This is a genomic window from Pseudomonas sp. NCHU5216, assembly GCF_052156495.1.
Lineage (GTDB): Bacteria > Pseudomonadota > Gammaproteobacteria > Pseudomonadales > Pseudomonadaceae > Aquipseudomonas.
This window is the reverse complement of sequence record NZ_JBQLIX010000034.1, coordinates 44197-63735: the sequence shown is the minus strand read 5'-3', so window position 1 is coordinate 63735 and position 19539 is coordinate 44197. Positions and strand designations below refer to the sequence as shown.

Sequence of the window (19539 nt, the reverse complement as noted above, 5' to 3'; positions counted from 1 at the left end):
GGGCGAAACAGGGGACATCAGCAGAACGCCGATAAGCAGCTTGAACACCGAAAACAACACACAAACTTGCCAGTCCGGTGTCGAGCAGGCATTCCCCCTGAAAAGGCAATGAACCACAAAAAAGCGTTGTCCACTCTACTCATCGACCATGTAGCCCGGATGCAATCCGGGGGGTACCGGACGACCAGACCCCGACAATCAGCGCCTTTCCAGCAGCACGCCGGCTTCCATGTGATGGGTGTAGGGGAATTGGTCGAACAGGGCGCAGCGCGTCACCTGGTGGGTGTCGTTGAGCTGGGCGATGTTGGCGGCCAGGGTTTCCGGGTTGCAGGAGATATACAGGATGCGCTCGAAGCGCCGGGTCAGTTCGCAGGTGTCCGGATCCATTCCCGCGCGCGGCGGGTCGACGAAGACGCTGCCGAAGTCGTAGCTTTTCAGATCGATGCCGGCGAGGCGGCGGAACGGGCGCACTTCGTTCAGGGCCTGGGTCAGCTCCTCGGCGGACAGGCGCACCAGTTCGACGTTGCTCACGCCGTTGTCGGCCAGGTTGGCCAGAGCGGCGTTCACCGAAGTCTTGCTGATCTCGGTGGCCAGCACGCGGCGCACGCGGGTGGCCAGCGGCAGGGTGAAGTTGCCGTTGCCGCAGTACAGCTCCAGCAGGTCGTCGCCGCGTTCGCCGAGCACGTCATAGGCCCAACCCAGCATCTTCTCGCACACCCGGCCGTTGGGCTGGGTGAAGGCGCCTTCCGGCTGGCGGTAGCGGAAGCTGCGCCCGGCGACGCTGAGTTGTTCTTCCACGTAGTCGCGGCCGATCACCAGACGCTGGCCACGGGAACGGCCGACCAGGCTGACGTTCAGCTCGGCGGCCAGCTTTTCCGCCTCGGCCTGCCAGGCCGCGTCCAGCGGGCGGTGGTAGGCCAGGGTGATCAGCGCATCGCCGGCCAGAGTGGTGAGGAACTCCACCTGGAACAGCTTGAACGACAGCGCTTCGCTGGCCTGCCAGGCGGCGCGCAGGCGTGGCATCAGTTCGTTGATGCGCAGGCTGGCGATGGGGAAGTCGTCGAGCAGGATCGGCGTGTGCTTGTCTCCCGGGGCGAACATCGCGTAGTGGCGTTGGCCGTCTTCCCGCCACAGGCGGAATTCGGCGCGCATGCGGTAGTGCTCGCGCGGCGAGTCGAACACTTCGGGCTCGGGGGCGGCGAAGGGGGCCAGCAGTTCGACCAGGCGGGCCTTCTTCTCGGCGAGTTGGGCGTCGTAGGCGGCGGGGTCGAATGCGGGGCGGCTCATCGGTCACTCATGCGGGCAGAAAACGGGGGCGCCATTGTAGCGGAGGCGATGGGCGCGTGCCTGGGGTTGCTCGTCGGTGGCGCGCCGTAGGGTGGATGACGCTTTTTTCATCCACCATCGGCGTGGCCGGCAAGAAGGGTTGGTGGACATGAAAAGCGATGTCCACCCTACATCTACATCAGGCGAAATACGCCAGCTTGATGACGAACAATACCGAGAGCACCCACATCGCGGCGTTCAGCTCACGCCAGCGGCCAGCCAGCACCTTCACCGCGGTCCAGGCGATGAAGCCGAAGGCGATGCCGTTGGCGATGGAGAAGGTCAGCGGCATGGCCAGGGCGGCGACCACCACGGGGGCGGCGACGGTCAGGTCGTCCCAGTCGATCTGCGCCAGGCTGCTCATCATCAACACGGCGACGAACAGCAGTGCCGGGGCGGTGGCGTAAGCCGGCACGGCACCGGCCAGCGGGGCGAAGAACAGGCTGAGCAGGAACAGCGCGGCGACCACGCAGGCCGTCAGGCCGGTGCGCCCGCCGGCGCTGATGCCGGCCGCCGATTCGATGTAGCTGGTGGTGGTGCTGGTGCCCAGTGCGGCGCCAGCCATGGTGGCGGTGCTGTCGGCCAGCAGGGCACGGCCCAGGCGCGGCATCTTGCCGTCCTTGTCCAGCAGGTCGGCTTTCTGCGCCACGCCGACCAGGGTGCCGGAGGTGTCGAACAGGTCGACGAAGAGGAAGGCGAAGATCACGCTGACCAGGCCGATGTCCAGTGCGCCGGCGATGTCCAGCTGTAGCAGGGTGGGCATCAGCGACGGCGGCATCGACACCAGCCCGTCCAGTTTCGACAGGCCCAGGACGATGGACAGGCCGGTGACCAGCAGAATGCCGATCATCACTGCGCCGGTGACCTGGCGGTAGGCCAGCGCGGCGATGACGAAGAAGCCCAGGCAGGCCAGCAGCGCGCCGCCCTGGCTAAGGTCACCGAGGCCGACCAGGGTGGCCGGGTTATCGACCACTATGCCGGCGTTCTTCAGCGCGATGATCGCCAGGAACAGGCCGATACCGGCGGCGATGCCGGCGCGCAGTGCCAGGGGGATGCTGTGGATGATCCACTCGCGGATCTTGAAGATCGACAGCAGGAAGAAGATCGCACCGGAAAGGAACACCGCGCCCAGGGCGGTCTGCCAGCTATAGCCCATGGTCATCACCACGGTATAGGTGAAGAAGGCATTGAGGCCCATGCCCGGCGCCAGGGCGATCGGGTAGTTGGCCCAGAGGCCCATCACCAGCGAGCCGATGGCGGCGGCCAGGCAAGTGGCGACGAATACCGCGCCGTGATCCATGCCGGTCTTGGCCAGCATTTCCGGGTTGACGAAGAGAATGTAGGCCATGGTCAGGAAGGTGGTGAACCCGGCCAGAACCTCGGTGCGCACCGTGGTATTGTGGGCTTTGAGTTGGAACAGTCTTTCCAGCATATGAGGCTCCCCGGTGCGCGAGCGCGCGGTAATGGTCAGAATTCAAGCAAAGCACATCCGCCAGAATGCGCGGTAAACAGGCTTGGTTCTGCGAAAGCGGCGCATCATAGCAGCAAGATTTCACCCGGTGAATTTATGACCAGGTGGACAGTTTCATCCTGCCTCGCTTTCCTGCTCCAGTAGTTGCCGCTTGCGCGCCAGGCCCCAGCGATAGCCGCTGAGGCTGCCGTCGCTGGCCACCACCCGGTGGCATGGCAGTAGCAGGCCGATGGCGTTGCTGGCGCAGGCTCGGGCCACCGCACGAGGATGGCTATGCAATTGCGCGGCCAGTTCGGCGTAGCTGCGTGTTTCGCCCTTGGGGATGCCCTGCAGTGCCTGCCAGACACGCTGCTGAAAGGCCGTACCGCGGATGTCCAGGGGTAGGTGGGCGGCGCGCTCGGGCTCTTGCAGTTGCGCGAGTACCTGTTGCAGCCAGGTTTGCAGGCCGGGAGCGTCCTCTTCCAACTGGGCGGCGACGAAGCGCTGTTGCAACTCGTCACGCAGCGTTTGCGGCTCGTCGCCGAACAACAATGCACAAACGCCTCTGTCGCTGGTAGCCAGCAGCATCTGCCCGAGTGGGCAGGGTGCAATGGCGTAGCGCAGATGTTCGCCCGCTCCCTGCTGACGGCGCTGGCGCGGACTCATGGCTTGCGGCTTCTCATACAGGGCGCGGGTGCCGGAATAGCCGGCCTCCAGGGCTGCCTGCAATACGCTGGGGGCGCCAGGCAAGTGGGCGTCGAGACGCTGGCGCCGCTCGGCGGCGGCCCAGGCGTTGGGGGTAAGCCCGGTGCGCGCCTTGAAGGCGCGGGCCAGGTGCGACGGCGACAGGCCGATGCGCGCAGCCAGTTGCGTCAGGGTCAGGCGTTGTTCGCCACGCAGCAGCTCGCAGGCGGCCAGTACCAGGGCGTCGAGCTGTTGCGCCGGGCTTTGCCCCTGTGGCGAGCAGCGTTTGCACGGGCGAAAACCGGCGGCTTCGGCGCTGCTGGCGTCGGGGTGGAAGCTGACGTTGTCGCGCCGCGGTCGCCGCGCCGGGCAGTTCGGCCGGCAGTAGATGCCGGTGCTGTGCACGGCGAAGACGAAGCGACCGTCCTGCGCCGCGTCACGGTCGCAGACGGCCTGCCAGCAGCGATCCGGGTCGAGCATGGGGTGTGCTCCAAGAGGGCGATGGTGGGATTGTCCTGCGCGCATCGCCGGCTGCCAATCCGCATCGCGCTTTCAAACCGAATTGGGGCGTGATCGGTAGGAGGGGCTTTAGCCGCGACAAAAAGCTCGCGGCTAAAGCCCCTCCCACGGGATCCGTGTTGTGCTGATCGATCGGCGTCAGGCTAGAGAGTCTCGCGTTGAAGGCGCTCCTGACCGGGCTTCAGCCGCGAAAAGGGCTGGCACCGTATCGCGCAGCAATACTCACCTGTCAGGCGATCCGCTCGACATGGTGGCAAGCCACCTGCCGCGCATCGATCAGCCTCAACTCGGGGCGCTCGCCGCGGCAGCGCTCGTCGGCATGCGGGCAGCGCTTGTGGAAGGCGCAGCCGGACGGCGGGTCGAGCGGGTTGGGCAGCTCGCCGCTGATCTTCACCCGGGGCTTGTGCGGGTCGGGGTGGATGGCCGGCGTCGCCGACAGCAGGGCGCGGGTGTAGGGGTGCAGCGGGCGGCTGTACAGCGCTTCGGCCGGGCCCATTTCTGCCGGGCGGCCGAGGTACATCACCAACACCTCGTCGGCGACATGGCGCACCACCGAGAGGTTGTGCGAGATGAACACGTAGCCGGTGCCGAACTCTTCCTGCAGATCCATGAACAGGTTGAGCACCTGCGCCTGGATAGACACGTCCAGCGCCGAGGTCGGCTCGTCCGCCACCAGCACCTTGGGTTGCAGCATCATGGCGCGGGCCAGGGCGATGCGCTGGCGCTGGCCGCCGGAGAACATATGCGGGTAGCGCGCATAGTGCTCGGGGCGCAGGCCCACCTGCTGCATCATCGCCTGCACCTTGTCGCGGCGCTCGGCGCGCGACAGCTCGGTGTTGATCAGCAGCGGCTCGGCCAGTTGATCGCCGATCTTCTGCCGTGGGTTGAGCGAGGCATAGGGGTTCTGGAACACCATCTGCACGTCGAGGCGCAGTTGCTGGCGTTCGGCCTTGCTGGCGCCGGCCACTTCGCGCCCGGCGATCTGCAGGCTGCCGTCGCTGGGCTCCTCGATCAGGGTCAGGGCGCGGGCCAGGGTCGACTTGCCGCAGCCGGACTCGCCGACCACCGCCAGGGTCTTGCCGGGCGCCAGCGTGAAAGACACGCCATTGAGCGCCTGTACAGTGGCTGCCGGTTTGAACAGGCCGCGCGAAACGCTGTAGTGGCGGGTCAGCTCACGGGCTTCGAGTACGTTGCTCATCAGGCCACCTCCAGGGGAAAGAAGCAGCGCGCGGCGCCACGGGAATGTTCATCCAGCGTCGGGCGTTGCTGGTGGCAGCGTTCCTGCACGTAGGGGCAGCGCGGTGACAGCAGGCAGCCCAGTGGGCGGTCGTAACGGCCGGGGACGATGCCGGGCAGGGTGGCCAGGCGGCTGGCGCCCAGGCTGTGTTCGGGAATGGCCTTGAGCAGCGCTTCGGTATAGGGGTGGCTGGGGGCATCGAACAGGGTTGGCACCCGGCCCAGCTCCACTGCCTGGCCGGCGTACATCACGCAGACGCGCTGGGCGGTTTCGGCGACCACGGCGAGGTCATGGGTGATCAGCACCAAGGCCATGCCCTGGTCGCGTTGCAGGCTCAACAGCAGCTCCATGATCTGCGCCTGGATGGTCACGTCCAGCGCCGTGGTCGGCTCGTCGGCGATCAGCAGCTTGGGTTCGGCGGCAATCGCCATGGCAATCGCCACACGCTGACTCATGCCGCCGGAAAGCTGGTGCGGGTAAGCGTCCAGACGACTGGCGGCGCCGGGGATTTCCACTCGCTCCAACAGCTCCAGAGCGCGGGCGCGCGCCGCCTTGCCTTTCAGCCCCATGTGTTGGCGCAGCACTTCCTCGATCTGGAAGCCCACGGTGTAGCTGGGGTTGAGGGCGGTCATGGGATCCTGGAAAACCATGGCCAGATCCTTGCCGACGACTTGCCGGCGCTGCCGGCCCTTGAGGCGCAGCATGTCGGTGCCGTCGAACTGCATGCAGTCGGCCTGGACGATGCCCGGCGCGTCGATCAGGCCCATCAGCGCCATCATGGTCACCGACTTGCCGGAGCCGGACTCGCCGACTATGGCCAGCACCTCGCCCTTGTCCAAGCTCAGATCGAGGCCGTCGACCACCGGCATGGCGGAGCCGAAGCGGACGGAAAGGTTGCGGATATTCAGCAGGCTCATTCCGGGCTCCTTACTGCGCATTCTTGAGTTTCGGGTCGAGCGCATCGCGCAGGCCGTCGCCCATCAGGTTGATCGCCAGCACGCTGAGCAGAATCGCCAGGCCGGGCAGGCTCACCACCCACCAGGCGCGTTCGATGTAGTCGCGTGCCGAGGCCAGCATGGTGCCCCACTCGGGCGTCGGCGGTTGCACGCCAAGGCCGAGAAAGCCCAGCGCGGCGGCATCGAGAATCGCCGAGGAGAAGCTCAGGGTGGCCTGCACGATCAGCGGCGCCATGCAGTTGGGCAGCACGGTGACGAACATCAGCCGTGGCAGGCTGGCGCCGGCCAGGCGAGCGGCGGTGACGTAGTCGCGGTTCAGCTCGCTCATTACCGCCGCACGGGTCAGGCGCACGTAGGATGGCAGCGAGACGATGGCGATGGCGAAGATGGTGTTGATCAGCCCTGGGCCGAGAATGGCGACGATGGCCACCGCCAGCAGCAGCGAGGGCAGGGCCAACATCACGTCCATCAGGCGCATGATGCCGGGGCCGAGCAGGCGCGGGAAGAAGCCGGCGACCAGGCCCAGGAGGATGCCGGGTATCAGCGACATCAGCACCGAGGCCAGGCCGATGATCAGCGACAGACGCGCGCCATGGATCAGGCGCGAGAGCAGGTCGCGGCCCAGCTCGTCGGTGCCAAGCAGGAACTGCCATTGGCCGCCTTCCAGCCACACCGGCGGGGTGAGGAGAAAGTCGCGGTACTGCTCGCTGGGATCGTGCGGCGCGACCCAGGGGGCGAATAGCGCGCAGAACACCATCAGCAGCATGAAGGCCAGGCCGCCAAGGGCGCCCTTGTTGTGGGCGAAGGCCTGCCAGAACTCCTTGAGTGGCGAGGGGTAGAGCAGGCTCTGGTCGAGGGTGGCGGAGGTGGTCATGGGTGTGCCCCCTCCATGAGGATGAACTTGGTAGGGTGCGCTGTGCGCACCGAATGTTGATCCACAACCATGGTGCGCACAGCGCACCCTACGAGACGATTCATCACACCTTCCTTACTTCTGATGACGAATGCGTGGATTGGCCAGGCCATAGAGAATGTCCACAGTGAAATTGACCAGGATCACCAGGCAGGCGATCAGCAGGATGCCGTTCTGCACCACCGGGTAGTCGCGGGCGCCGATGGCTTCGATCAGCCATTTGCCGATGCCGGGCCAGGAGAAGATGGTTTCGGTCAGCACCGCGCCGGCCAGCAGGGTGCCGACCTGCAGGCCGAACACGGTCAGCACCGGGATCAGCGCGTTGCGCAGGCCGTGCACGAACACCACCCGTGCCGGCGACAGGCCCTTGGCCCGCGCGGTGCGGATATAGTCCTCGCGCAGCACTTCGAGCATGGCCGAGCGGGTCATGCGGGCGATCACCGCCAGGGGGATGGTGCCGAGCACGATGGCGGGCAGGATCAGGTGTTGCAGGGCATCGGCGAAGGCGCCGGGCTCGTCGGCCAGCAGGGTGTCGATGAGCATGAAGCCGGTCACCGGCGGGATGTCGTAAAGCAGGTCGATGCGCCCGGAAACCGGCGTCCAGCCCAGGTTCACCGAGAAGAACATGATCAGCAGCAGGCCCCACCAGAAAATCGGCATGGAATAGCCGGTCAGGGCTATGCCCATCACCCCGTGATCCAGTAGCGAGCCACGCTTGAGTGCGGCGACCACTCCGGCCACCAGGCCCAGGGTGCCGGCGAACAGCAAGGCGGCCAGGGACAGTTCGATGGTGGCCGGGAACAGGGTGATGAACTCGTTCCAGACGCCCACGTTCGAGCGTAGCGATTTGCCCAGGTCGCCCTGGGCGAGTTGGCCGATGTAGTCGAAATACTGCGCGTACAGCGGCTTGTTCAGACCCAGGCGCTCCATGGCCTGGGCGTGCATTTCCGGGTCGACGCGGCGTTCGCCCATCATCACTTCCACCGGGTCACCGGGGATCAGGCGGATCAGCGCGAAGGTCAGCAAGGTGACGCCGAAGAAGGTGGGGATCAACAGCCCCAGGCGTCTGGCGATAAATGACAGCATCAGGCGGTTTTACTCCATGACGGTATGTACGCACCGAGCTGCGTGGCCCGGCGTTTTTGTGGATATTGCCGATGATCGGTATGCGCCTTGTGGGAGACGCTTGAGCGGCGACAGCTTCGCGGCTGAAGCCCCTCCCACAAAAACTTGGCGCGGGTGGCTCATGGCAGCTTCACCCGGGTGAAGTTGTTCGAGCCCAACGGGCTGAGGACGAAGCCTTCGACCCCCTTGCGGATGACCGCGAACTGCTTGGGGTGGGCCAGGGGAATCCACGGCGCCTGCTCATGGAAGATCGCCAGGGCCTGGCGATAGAGCGCGGCGCGTTTGCTCTGTTCGGGTTCCTGGCGCGCCTGGGTGATCAGCGCATCGAAGGCCTCGTTGCACCAGCCGGCCTGGTTCTCGCCGCTTTCGGCGGCGGCGCAGGACAGGTTGGGGGTGAGGAAGTTGTCCGGGTCGCCGTTGTCGCCGGCCCAGCCCATGAACACCAGGTCATGCTCGCCATTCTTGGCCCGTTTGATCAGCTCGCCCCACTCGAACACGCGGATGTCGCTGTGAATGCCGACGGCGGCGAGATCGGCCTGCAGCATCTGTGCGCCGATGCCCGGGTTGGGGTTGGTCGGGCCGCCGCCTGGGCGGGTCCAGATCGACAGCTTGAAGCCCTCGCCAAGGCCGGCCTGGGCCAGCAACTGGCGGGCGCGCTCGGGGTCGTGTGGCCAGTCCTGCAGCGTCGGGTCGCTGCCCCACAGGGTGTCGGGATAGGGCGCCACGGCCGGTGTGGCATTGCCTTCGCCAAACTGCGCGCGAACGTAGGTGGCCTTGTCGAAGGCCAGGTTCAGCGCCTGGCGCACGCGCACGTCGTCCAGCGGTGGGTGGCGGGTGTTGATGCCGATGTAGGCGGTCAGCAGCGAGTCCAGCTCCAGCACCTGCAGCTTTGGCTCGCGCTTGAGGTCGGGGATATCTACCGGGCGCGGGTACAGGGCGATCTGACAGTCACCGGCCTTGAGCCGCTGCTGGCGCACGTTGGGCTCGGGGGTGATGGCCAGCAGCAGGCGTTTGATACTCGGCGGCCCATCCCAGTAGTCGGGGTTGGCGCGAAAGCGTACCTGGGCGTCCTTGGCATAGCGTTCGAAGATGAACGGGCCGGTGCCGATGGGCTGGCTGTTGAGGCGCTCGGGCGTGCCGGCGGCGAGCAGGTGGTCGGCGTACTCGGCGGAGTAGATGGAGGCGAAGCCCATGGCCAGGTTGGCCAGGAAAGGCGCTTCCGGATGCTTGAGCACGAAGCGTACGCGGTGCTCGTCGAGCTTGTCGATGCGCTCGATCAACTGCGCCATGCCCATGGCCTCGGCAAAGGGAAAGCCGCGCGGCGACAGTTTGTGCCAGGGGTGGTTGGAGTCGAGCTGGCGCTGGAAGCTCCACAGCACATCGTCGGCGTTGAAGTCGCGGCTCGGGGTGAAATCCGCGTTGCCGTGAAACTTCACCCCCTGGCGCAGGGTGAAGGTGTAGCTCAGGCCGTCATCGCTGATCGCCCAGCTCTGCGCCAGGGCCGGGACGATTTCGCTGCTGCCGGGGGCGAAGGCCACCAGGCGCTCGAACAGGGTTTCCGCCGAGGCATCGGCGGTTACCGCCGCGGTGTACTGGACGATGTCGAAGCCTTCGGGGCTGGCTTCCGTGCATACCACCAGGCTGTCGCTGGCAGCCAGCACGGGCCCGGTAAATAGCGCGGCCAGCACCAGGCCGGCACGCAGAAAAGGCAGGGTTGGCATGGGAACTCCTCGAGGCGGCGCCCTTGCGGGCGCCGCACGCATCACTACTTGTCGATGCTCACACCGTAGAAGGAGTTCAGCGCGAAGGGGCTGATGCGGAAGTCATGCACTTCCTTGCGCATCGGCTGGTACACCGTGGAGTGCGCCAGCGGGGTGATCGGCACCTCGCGCTTGAGGATCACCTGCGCCTGCTTGTACAGCTCGGTGCGCTTGTCCACATCGGTGGTGCGCTTGGCGGCCTTGACCAGCTTGTCGTAGTCCTCGTAGCACCACTTGGAGAAGTTGTTGCCGTCGACTGCATCGCAGCCGTAGAGGGTGCCGAGCCAGTTGTCCGGGTCACCGTTGTCGCCGCTCCAGCCGATCAGCATGGCGTCATGCTCGCCGGCCTTGGCGCGCTTGAGGTACTCGCCCCATTCATAGCTGACGATGCGCGCCTTGATGCCGATCTTGGCCCAGTCGGCCTGCAGCATCTCGGCGATCTGCTTGGCGTTGGGGTTGTACGGGCGTTGCACCGGCATGGCCCACAGGGTGATCTCGGTGCCTTCCTTGACGCCGGCGGCCTTGAGCAGTTCCTTGGCCTTTTCCGGGTCGAAGGGCGGATCCTGGATGTCTTCGTTATACGACCACTGGGTCGGCGGCATGCCATTGACGGCAAGCTGGCCAGTCTTCTGGTACACGGCATCGAGGATGGCCTGCTTGTTCACCGCCATGTCCAGCGCTTCGCGCACTTCCAGCTTGTCCAGCGGCGGGTGGGTGACGTTGTAGGCGATGTAGCCGACGTTGAAACCGGCCTGCTCGGGCATCTGCAGGTTGGGATCCTTCTGCAGCGACTCGATGTCCGCCGGGCGCGGGAACAGGGTGACATGGCATTCGCCGGCCTTGAGCTTCTGCATGCGCACCGAGGCGTCGGTGTTGATGGCGAAGATCAGGTTGTCGATCTTCACGTCTTCAGGCTTCCAGTAGTCCTTGTTGCCCTTGTAGCGGATCACCGCGTCCTTCTGGTAACGGCTGAACACGAAGGGGCCGGTGCCGATGGGCTTCTGGTTGATGTCGGCGGCCTTGCCAGCCTTGAGAAGCTGGTCGGCGTACTCGGCGGACTGGATCGAGGCGAAGCTCATGGCCAGGTTCTGGATGAAGGCAGCATCCACCTGGTTGAGGGTGAAGCGCACGGTCATGTCGTCGAGCTTCTCCACCTTGGCGATGTTGCTGTCCATGCCCATGTCGGTGAAGTAGGGAAACTCGCTGGGGTACGCCTTGCGGAACGGGTGATCCTTGTCGAGCATGCGCTCGAAAGTGAACAGCACGTCGTCGGCGTTGAATTCGCGGCTGGGCTTGAAGTAGTCGGTGGTGTGGAACTTCACCCCGGGGCGCAGCTTGAAGGTGTAGACCAGGCCGTCGTCGGAGACCGTCCAGCTCTCGGCCAGGCCGGGCTGAACCTTGGTACCGCCGCGCTCGAACTGGGTCAGGCGGTTGAAGATGGTTTCCGCCGAGGCGTCGAAATCGGTGCCGGTGGTGTACAGGGCCGGGTCGAAGCCGGCGGGGCTGCCCTCGGAGCAGAACACCAGGTTGGCGGCGCTGGCGAGGGGGGCGCTGGCAATCAGCCCAGCGGTAAGCAAAGCCTGGATAGTGGCGTTCTTGCGCATCATGACCTCATCGTTTTTTTGCTTGTTGGCGAGGAGCCCCTTGTGAGGGCCTCCTGGCAAGCTATGCAGGGCATGTGCCTGAGGCAAGAGGCAGGCGGCGTTCAGCTCGGGTTGTGTGACGACTCTGTAACCCGTTGTCGCATTTATGAAAGAACAGTGGTGCCAGGTGGCAGAACGCCGCTATCGCTCGATAGCGGCGTTGCTTCGACATGGGGCGTGGCTCAGGGCATCTGCACTTCGATGACGCCGTCGGCGCTGACCGTGACCTGGCTGGTGCCGGCTTCGATCTGCGGCGTCGGCGCTGCGTCCATCCGCTCCAGGCCCTTGGCCGCGTAGGCGCGCATGGGCATCGGTGGTTGGAAACCGCCGGTATTGAGGCTCAGGCTGACCAGCTTGTAACCCTTGCCGCCGAGCGCTTCGGTGGCCAGTTGCGCGCGTGCCTTGAAGGCATTGACCGCGTCCTTGAGCATGGCGTCTTCGCGGGCCTTGCGGGTATCGCTGGCGATGCTGAAGTCCATGCCGGCCATCTTCATCGATTGCAGCAACTCGCCGGTGAGGGTGGACAGGCGGGCGAAGTCGGCGCTTTCCAGGCGCACTTCGGCGCGCTCGCGCCAGGCCGTGATCTTCTGCCCCTTGTCATCGTAGACCGGGTAGCTGTTGCGGCTGCCCAGCTTGACCGCCACGCCCTTGACCTGGCGCGCCTGCTCCAGGGTCTTGTTGAGGGTGTTGGTGATCTCGGCGGCCAGCTTGGCCGGGTCGGTGTTTTGCGATTCGGTATAGAGGGCGACGTGCATCAGGTCGTGGGCCACTTCCTGATTCACCTCGGCGCGCAGGGCGATCTGGTTGTAGCGCGCCTCGTCGGCGAACAGGGCGCTGCTGGCCAGGCTGGCGGCAGTCAGGGCGAGGGCAGTGGCGAGGCGGGTCAGGTTTCGCATGAGGCAGTTCCTTTTTCAGTGGCCGTAATGGCCGTTTCCCGAGGTTAGACGACAGGGGAACGTGAATGGGGTTAAGTGGTGCGCTTTTTTGTTGTTCTTGGACAGCCTGGGGGAATCAATGTTGATACTGGACTGGCAAGTTTGTGTGGTAGCTCGTATTGGTTCGTTGGGAAAACTCTGAAAAAGCACCTACTTGGCGAATTCACTGCCCTGTAGCCCTCATTGTTGCAGGGCTATATTCTTCAAGGAAGGGCTGTTTCAGACCATCCTTAGATGTTTTGGACGCCGCTCAGGTGCCTTCATAAACTCCTTGTTTCGCCCCCTCGGGCGACTCACTTTTCTTTGAAGTGCGCAAAGAAAAGTAAGCAAAAGAAACGCACCCCCGCCATCCGGGTCTCGCTGCGCTCGACTTCCCTCACTCCGGCATCGCTCCGGGGTCGGCGTACATGGGCCATCCCTGGCCCATTACGCCTCTCGCGGCATCCATGCCGCTCGCCCCCTGCGCAATGCCTGCGTTCGGCCTCCTGAAGGGGGCATTTGCGCGCCTGAACGGACTGGCATTTCAAGGTAAGCCTGGCGTCTTCTGGTAGCGATGAAGTCGCGATTGGGTCGTCAAGTTAAACCAAAACTTTCATTCGCGTAGTTTCATGCGCGTGGATAGCTTGCCGGCTTTCAGGCGGCATTCTGGTCAGCCCTGAGGCTGACCCAATATCCAAGCGCATAGAGTCCCATGGAGTTACCGCAGGTTCAGGCGCGTGCAGAGCCCGCCCAGGAGGGCGAACGGAATCGTCGTGGAAGAGGTTGAGCGACATGGATGTCGCGAGAGCCGCGATGGGCCATGGATGGCCCACCGGGGCGGGCCTCTGGAGCGGCGATGGAGTGAGCGAACCCTCGCGTAGCGAGGGCCGGATGATCGGGCGGAGGGTTTTGGTTACTTTGCTCGCAAAGTGACTCGCCCGGGAGGGCGAAACCAAAAACGTCAACAAAACCGCGGCAATCCGGAACAGGCATTAAGAACAACCAACACCGTATTGCCAGCCGGTTTCAAACAGACACGCCCCGATCAAAATTACCAAGACCCTTTCCCCTCCGTGCGTCCGGTTGCCGCAGCGGCGGAAGGCCGCGACTGGCTTGGTTATACTCGGCTCCAACCAATGGAGTCGTCATGCTCGAACCCGTTCAGCTACTGTCCGCCAGCCGCCAGAACCTCTGGCGCCTGACCCTCATCCGTATTCTCGTGCTCGCCGCCCAGGCCGGCTCGGTGGGCCTGGCCTACAAGTCGGGCATCCTCATGCTGCCCTGGATGCAGCTGTCGGTGACCCTCGGCATCTCGCTGCTGCTGTGCCTGGGCACGGCCCTGCGCCTGCGCGGGCCCTGGCCGGTCACCGAGGTGGAGTACGCGGTGCAACTGGCCTGCGACCTGATCATCCACAGCGTGCTGCTGTATTACTCGGGCGGCTCGACCAACCCCTTCGTCTCCTACTATCTGGTGCCGCTGACCATCGCTGCCGCGATCCTGCCGTGGATGTTCACCATCGTCCTCTCCGGCCTGGCTCTGACCGGCTACACCCTGCTGCTGGTGTGGACGCACCCGCTGGAGCTGCCCGCCGCCCGCGAGAGCCTGCTGGTCTACGGCATGTGGTTGAGCTTCGCCCTGGCCGCTGCGCTGATCACCTTCTTCGTCGCCAAGATGGCCGAGGAACTGCGCCGCCAGGATGAATTGCGCGCCGAGCGCCGCGAGGAAAACATGCGTGACCAGCAACTGCTGGCCGTGGCCACCCAGGCCGCTGGCGCTGCCCATGAGCTGGGTACACCGCTGGGCACCATGAGCGTGCTGCTCAAGGAGTTGCGCCAGGAATACCGCGACAAGCCGGCCCTGCAGGACGACCTGGCGCTGCTGCAAGAGCAGGTCAAGCTGTGCAAGTACACCCTGCAGCAACTGGTGCGCGCCGCCGAGAACGATCGGCGCCAGGCGGTAGTGGAGCAGTCCAGCGTCGAGTGGCTGGAAACCACCCTCAACCGTTGGCACCTGATGCGCCCCGAGGCCAGCTACCGCTATCAGTGCCTGGGCCGTGGTACGCCGCCGCGCATCATGCCGCCGGCCGATCTCACCCAGGCGTTGCTCAACCTGCTAAACAACGCTGCCGATGCCTGCCCGGACAAGCTCGACATCCGCCTCGACTGGGATCACCAGTGGTTGCGCCTGAGCATCCGTGACCATGGCGTTGGTGTGCCGCTGGCCATCGCCGAGCAGCTTGGCCGACCCTTCTTCACCACCAAGGGCAAAGGCTTCGGCCTCGGCCTGTTCCTCAGCCAGGCCAGCGTGACCCGCGCCGGCGGCACGGTTAAGCTGTATAACCACGAAGAAGGCGGCACCCTCACCGAATTGAAGTTGCCGCGTACCTACGGCGTGGCCTGACAAGGAAAACCAAGCATGAGCGAAGAATCCCTGTTCGAGGGTGAAGAACACCCGCACCTGCTGCTGGTGGACGATGACCCCACCTTTACCCGCGTCATGGCGCGCGCCATGAGCCGCCGCGGCCTGCGCGTCTCCACCGCCTCCAGTGCCGACGAGGGCCTGGCCCTGGCCAAGGAAGACCTGCCCGACTACGCCGTGGTCGATCTGAAAATGGAAGGCGACTCCGGCCTGGTGCTGCTGCCCAAGCTGCTGGAGCTCGACCCGGAGATGCGCGTGGTGATCCTCACCGGCTATTCCAGCATCGCCACGGCGGTGGAGGCGATCAAACGTGGCGCCGCCAACTACCTGTGCAAACCGGCCGACGCCGACGATGTGCTTACCGCGCTGTTGTCGCAGCATGCCGACCTCGACAGTCTGGTGCCGGAAAACCCGATGTCGGTGGATCGTCTGCAGTGGGAGCACATCCAGCGCGTGTTGGCCGAGCACGAAGGCAACATCTCCGCCACCGCCCGTGCTCTTGGTATGCACCGCCGTACCCTGCAACGCAAATTGCAGAAGCGCCCGGTACGGCGCTGAGCTTGGGGGAGGGGCGTCAGCCGCGACAGGTAAAGCCGTAGGGCATACCGGGCGGTGATCAGCATTATGCCGTTGGCGGGAGTATGGGGCGTGGGTTCTGGTGCCTGGCTCGGCATGGCCCGGCGGACTGTTCGCTTAGGCTCCTGAGTCCGCCCTACGCCTCTGAGACTGTGGGAGCGGCTTCAGCCGCGACAGGCGCTTGCCCATGGCCGGAAAATGCTTAGCCAGCTAACATAGGCGGCCAGGCATCCCTCCAGGTGTGGACATGTTCGCCGTCGCTGCCCAAACCCTCGCCGTCACGGCCCCCGTATTCGCCATGCTGTTTCTCGGCGTGGTGCTCAAGCGTTTGCGCTGGATCGATGGTGCCTTCATCGATATCGCCTCGAGCCTGGTCTTTCGCGGCACCATGCCGACGCTGCTTTTCCTCGGTGTGGTCAAGGCCGATCTGGATACGGCGCTGCAGCCGGAACTGCTGAGCTACTTCTTCCTGGCCACCGTGGCTTCGTTCTTCCTCGCCTGGGCCTGGGCGGTCTGGCGAGTGCCTTTCGCCGAGCGCGGCATCTACACCCAGGGCGCCTTTCGCGGCAACAACGGCATCGTCGGCCTGGCCCTGGCCACCAGCATGTATGGCGACTATGGCCTGTCGGTCGGCTCCCTGCTCGCGGCGGTGGTGATCCTCTGCTACAACGCGCTTTCGGCGGTGGTGCTGGCCATCTACAGCCCGGGGGTGAAGCCCGGCGTCAAGGTCATCGCCCTGAGCATTCTGAAGAACCCGCTGATCATCGGCGTACTGCTGGCCGTGCCCTTCGCCTACTGGCAGGTCCCCTTGCCGCATTGGCTGCTGACCTCGGCGGAATATTTCGCCCAGATGACCCTGCCGCTGGCGTTGATCTGCATTGGTGGCACGCTGAGCCTGGCCTCGCTACGCCGCAGCAGTGGCGTGGCCATAGGTGCGAGCCTGATGAAAATGGTCTGGCTGCCACTGCTGAGCACCCTGGGCGCCTGGCTGTGGGGCTTTCGTGGGGCGGATCTGGCGATCCTCTTCCTCTACTTCGCCAGCCCCACGGCAGCGGCCAGCTTCGTCATGGCCCGCGCTGTGGGCGCCAATCACGAACTTGCAGCGGCAATCATCGTCATCACCACCCTGGCCGCCGTGCTGTGCATAAACGCCGGTTTGCTGCTTTTGCAATGGGGTGGCTGGATCTAGGCTTTCAGCACCGTTGCGAACCGGGGTTTTCAAGGAGAGAAAAATGGGGGATTCCGTCCATTGGTTCGTTGTGCAGTGTGCCTCCGAGGATGAGGCGCAGGTACGGGCCAGTCGAATACTGAATTGGTTGATCGAGCACAAGATAGTCGTGGCGGCACCTAGTCCGAACACCGGCCTTTATCCGCCGGGGGCCGGGGCGCAGGGGCCTGATCCGCGCATCGAGTACTGCGGCGTTCAGCTCGTGCAGGAGCGCACCGTGTTCCATGCCGGCGACAGTGGTCTGGATGGATTGGCCTGTCCGAGCTGTCGGCAGGTCTCAGCCGTTGAAGCGATTGCCTGGGACGACGCTGTCGGCAGTTGGTTCGCTGGGCAAGATGATGTGACGCTGAGCTGTCCAGCCTGTAGCCGCGCCAGCCGCTTGCATGATTGGCAGTTCCTGCCCATGCCCTGGGCGTTCGGTAACCTGGGGGTGGGCTTCTGTAACTGGTGGCTGGATGAAGCCCTGACCCAGGCGCTGCTCGCGGAACTGGGGCGGGATGTGCGGCAGGTTCATGCCCATGCATGACGCCTGGCATCGCTGTCGAGAGCGCAGCCTGTTTCTATCGAAGGTCTATAGCCGTTAGCAAGAACTGGTGCGCATAGCGCACCCTACTGCTTCTGCCACTCCTCGATCACTTCCTGCGCCGCGCGGAAGGCGTCGATGCTGGCCGGAACGCCGGCATATACCGCGCAGTGCAGCAGGGTTTCGCGGATTTCCTCGACCGTGCAGCCGTTGTTCAGGGCGCCGCGGACGTGGCCCTTGAGTTCCTGCGGGCATTTCAGTGCGGTCAGCGCTGCCAGGGTGATCAGGCTGCGGGTCGCGCGGGGCAGGCCTTCGCGCGTCCAGACGCCGCCCCAGGCGTGCTCGTTGACGAAGTCCTGTAGCGGTTGAGTGAATTCGCTGGCATTGCCCAGGGCGCGGTCGACATAGGCATCGCCCATCACTTCTCTGCGCACCTGCAGGCCGCGCTCGTGGTTATCGCTCATGTTCATGCCTCCTGGTCACGTTGTTTGTGCCAGGCGCGCCCGGCGATGATCACCAGGGTGATGGCGGTGAGCGGCAGGGCATAGCCGATCATCGCGTCACCGAAGCTCTGGGCGAATGGGCGACCTGTGCTGAACATCACCAGGTAGAAGGTGTAGGCCACGTAATAGGCCAGGAACAGCAGACCTTCCCAGCGATTGATGCGATAGCCGCTGAAGAAGATCGGCAGACAGGCCACGGCCACGGCGATCATCACCGGGAAGTCGAAGGCCAGGGCGTTGGCGGCGACCGGGATGGCGGCGGGCGAAACCAGGGAAGCCAGGCCCAGCACGCACAGCAGGTTGAAGATATTGCTGCCGACGATATTGCCCACGGCGATGTCGCGCTCACCCTTGAAGGCGGCGATGATCGAGGTGGCCAGTTCCGGCAGCGAGGTGCCGATGGCGATGACGGTCAGGCCGATCACCAGTTCCGACAGGCCCAGGGTACGGGCCAGTTGCACGGCACCTTCGACCAGCAGGTTGGAGCCGCCCACCAGCAGGCCGAGGCCGACCACCACCAGACCGAGATTGATGACCCAGGCATAGGGCTTGGGTTGCTCGTCGAGGCCGAACTCCTTGGCGAACTCGTCGTCCTGGTTGCTCTTGTCCTTGCGCGCGCTGTAGATCAGGAAGCCGGTGTAGCTCAGCACGCCGGCGAACAGCAGGGCGCCGTCGAGACGGCTCAGCGAGCCGTCCCAGGCGAGTGCGTAGACCACCAGGCTGGCGCCGATCATGATGGGCACGTCGAGGCGGATCAGTTGGCGCGAAACGATCAGCGGCGCGACCAGGGCGGTCACGCCGAGAATCAGCAGAACGTTGGCGATGTTGCTGCCGATCACGTTGCCGATGGCCAGGTCGCCGCTGCCGTTGAAGGCCGATTGCACGCTGACTGCGGTTTCCGGCGCGCTGGTGCCGAAGGCCACCACGGTGAGGCCGATCACCAGCGGCGGAATGCCGAACTGCGCGGCCAGCTTGGCCGCGCCGCGCACCAGTACTTCGGCACCGGCTACCAGCAACACCAGGCCGGAGATCAGGTAGACGTAGGTCATCAGGGTCATTGCAGAGAAACTCCAGGAAAAGTGCGGCTAGCAGGCCGTTGAAAAACTACCTGCGTTGCCTGGCCGTCGTTAAAAACAGCCTCAAAATGCTCATTTACAGCACGTAAACTGCGCTTTCTCGGCTGTTTTTGCCTAGGCCAGCCTGCCTCGTCTACATTTTTCAACGGCCTGCTAGTGTAGCGATGGCATCTTGCGGCGCCAGGGGGCTGTCGCAGCGATTTGTTACAGGCTCTGTTTCACTCCAGCACCTCTATGCGCACCGGCACCACGCCGGCTCGCAGCATGCCCAGGCGCTCGGCGGCGGCGCGCGAAACGTCGATGATGCGCCCGCGCACGAAAGGGCCACGATCGTTGATGCGCACCACCACGCTGCGCTCGTTGTTCAGGTTGGTCACCCGTACTTGCGTGCCGAAGGGCAGGGTGCGGTGGGCGGCGGTCAGTGCGTTCTGGTTGAAGCGCTCGCCGCTGGCGGTACGTTTGCCGTGGTGCGCCTGAGCGTAGTACGAGGCCTCGCCGGTTTCGCTGCTGCCCACGCCGCCGAAGGTGGAGCAACCACCGAGCAGGGCGAGAGCGCCGAGCAAGGCCAAGGTGCGTAGCCCGGATGCGATTCGGGGCGCTGCAGGTTCGCGGATTGCATCCGGGCTACGGGTGGTCATCACGGGTTCTCCAGATGGAAAGACGCCGGGCAAGCCCGGCGTCGTTTCG

The 19539-nt window shown here is 64.8% G+C and carries 17 protein-coding genes; 4 read left to right on the top strand and 13 right to left on the bottom strand.

What is annotated here, in order from left to right:
• Positions 1–198: 198 nt before the first annotated feature.
• The 10 genes from trmA to ACSVIK_RS20185 form a co-directional block, all read right to left on the bottom strand.
• Positions 199–1287 (bottom strand): tRNA (uridine(54)-C5)-methyltransferase TrmA, encoded by a 1089-nt coding sequence (trmA, locus tag ACSVIK_RS20230; protein ID WP_442446006.1) that lies wholly within the window; start codon positions 1285–1287, stop codon positions 199–201.
• A 178-nt stretch (positions 1288–1465) separates the two neighbouring features.
• Positions 1466–2758 carry an NCS2 family permease gene (locus tag ACSVIK_RS20225; protein WP_442446005.1) on the bottom strand — a complete coding sequence of 431 codons (1293 nt, stop codon included), beginning with the start codon at positions 2756–2758 and terminating at the stop codon, positions 1466–1468.
• A gap of 153 nt (positions 2759–2911) precedes the next feature.
• Positions 2912–3940: a bifunctional DNA-binding transcriptional regulator/O6-methylguanine-DNA methyltransferase Ada gene (ada, locus tag ACSVIK_RS20220; RefSeq protein WP_442446004.1), complete on the bottom strand. Its 1029-nt coding sequence runs from the start codon at positions 3938–3940 to the stop codon at positions 2912–2914.
• 268 nt (positions 3941–4208) lie between these two features.
• Positions 4209–5177 (bottom strand): peptide ABC transporter ATP-binding protein, encoded by a 969-nt coding sequence (locus ACSVIK_RS20215; protein ID WP_442446003.1) that lies wholly within the window; start codon positions 5175–5177, stop codon positions 4209–4211.
• On the bottom strand, positions 5177–6133 hold the full coding sequence (locus ACSVIK_RS20210) for an ABC transporter ATP-binding protein (protein ID WP_442446002.1): 957 nt from the start codon (positions 6131–6133) through the stop codon (positions 5177–5179). Before ACSVIK_RS20210 ends, ACSVIK_RS20215 begins: the two co-directional genes overlap by 1 nt.
• 10 nt (positions 6134–6143) lie before the next feature.
• Entirely contained in the window at positions 6144–7046 is a 903-nt protein-coding gene (locus ACSVIK_RS20205) for an ABC transporter permease subunit (RefSeq protein ID WP_442446001.1), read from the bottom strand.
• 114 nt (positions 7047–7160) lie between these two features.
• On the bottom strand, positions 7161–8171 hold the full coding sequence (locus tag ACSVIK_RS20200) for an ABC transporter permease subunit (protein ID WP_442446000.1): 1011 nt from the start codon (positions 8169–8171) through the stop codon (positions 7161–7163).
• A 158-nt stretch (positions 8172–8329) separates the two neighbouring features.
• Entirely contained in the window at positions 8330–9931 is a 1602-nt protein-coding gene (locus tag ACSVIK_RS20195) for an ABC transporter substrate-binding protein (protein WP_442445999.1), read from the bottom strand.
• A 44-nt stretch (positions 9932–9975) separates the two neighbouring features.
• Complete coding sequence (locus tag ACSVIK_RS20190; RefSeq protein ID WP_442446008.1) at positions 9976–11574, bottom strand: ABC transporter substrate-binding protein; 1599 nt, start codon at positions 11572–11574, stop codon at positions 9976–9978.
• A gap of 221 nt (positions 11575–11795) precedes the next feature.
• Positions 11796–12509, bottom strand: coding sequence for an SIMPL domain-containing protein (locus tag ACSVIK_RS20185; RefSeq protein ID WP_442445998.1), 714 nt, complete (start codon positions 12507–12509; stop codon positions 11796–11798).
• Positions 12510–13674: 1165 nt separating this feature from the next.
• On the opposite strand from ACSVIK_RS20185, the gene ACSVIK_RS20180 reads away from it, so the two are divergent.
• The 4 genes from ACSVIK_RS20180 (at position 13675) to ACSVIK_RS20165 (ending at position 17276) form a co-directional block, all read left to right on the top strand.
• Positions 13675–14928: an ATP-binding protein gene (locus ACSVIK_RS20180; protein ID WP_442445997.1), complete on the top strand. Its 1254-nt coding sequence runs from the start codon at positions 13675–13677 to the stop codon at positions 14926–14928.
• 15 nt (positions 14929–14943) lie between these two features.
• Positions 14944–15504 (top strand): response regulator transcription factor, encoded by a 561-nt coding sequence (locus ACSVIK_RS20175; RefSeq protein WP_268178992.1) that lies wholly within the window; start codon positions 14944–14946, stop codon positions 15502–15504.
• 265 nt (positions 15505–15769) lie between these two features.
• A complete protein-coding gene (locus tag ACSVIK_RS20170; RefSeq protein ID WP_442445996.1) occupies positions 15770–16711 on the top strand; it encodes an AEC family transporter in 942 nt (313 codons plus the stop codon).
• A 43-nt stretch (positions 16712–16754) separates the two neighbouring features.
• Positions 16755–17276, top strand: coding sequence for a hypothetical protein (locus ACSVIK_RS20165; RefSeq protein ID WP_442445995.1), 522 nt, complete (start codon positions 16755–16757; stop codon positions 17274–17276).
• An 83-nt stretch (positions 17277–17359) separates the two neighbouring features.
• On the opposite strand, the gene ACSVIK_RS20160 is transcribed toward ACSVIK_RS20165, so the two are convergent.
• The 3 genes from ACSVIK_RS20160 to ACSVIK_RS20150 form a co-directional block, all read right to left on the bottom strand.
• Positions 17360–17737, bottom strand: a complete 378-nt coding sequence (locus ACSVIK_RS20160) for a carboxymuconolactone decarboxylase family protein (protein ID WP_442445994.1) — start codon at positions 17735–17737, stop codon at positions 17360–17362.
• A 2-nt stretch (positions 17738–17739) separates the two neighbouring features.
• Positions 17740–18834: a calcium/sodium antiporter gene (locus ACSVIK_RS20155; protein WP_442445993.1), complete on the bottom strand. Its 1095-nt coding sequence runs from the start codon at positions 18832–18834 to the stop codon at positions 17740–17742.
• Between the two features lie 236 nt (positions 18835–19070).
• The gene (locus tag ACSVIK_RS20150) at positions 19071–19490 is read right to left on the bottom strand and encodes a septal ring lytic transglycosylase RlpA family protein (protein WP_442445992.1); all 420 of its coding nucleotides are present in this window, start codon (positions 19488–19490) and stop codon (positions 19071–19073) included.
• Between the last annotated feature and the right edge of the window lie 49 nt (positions 19491–19539).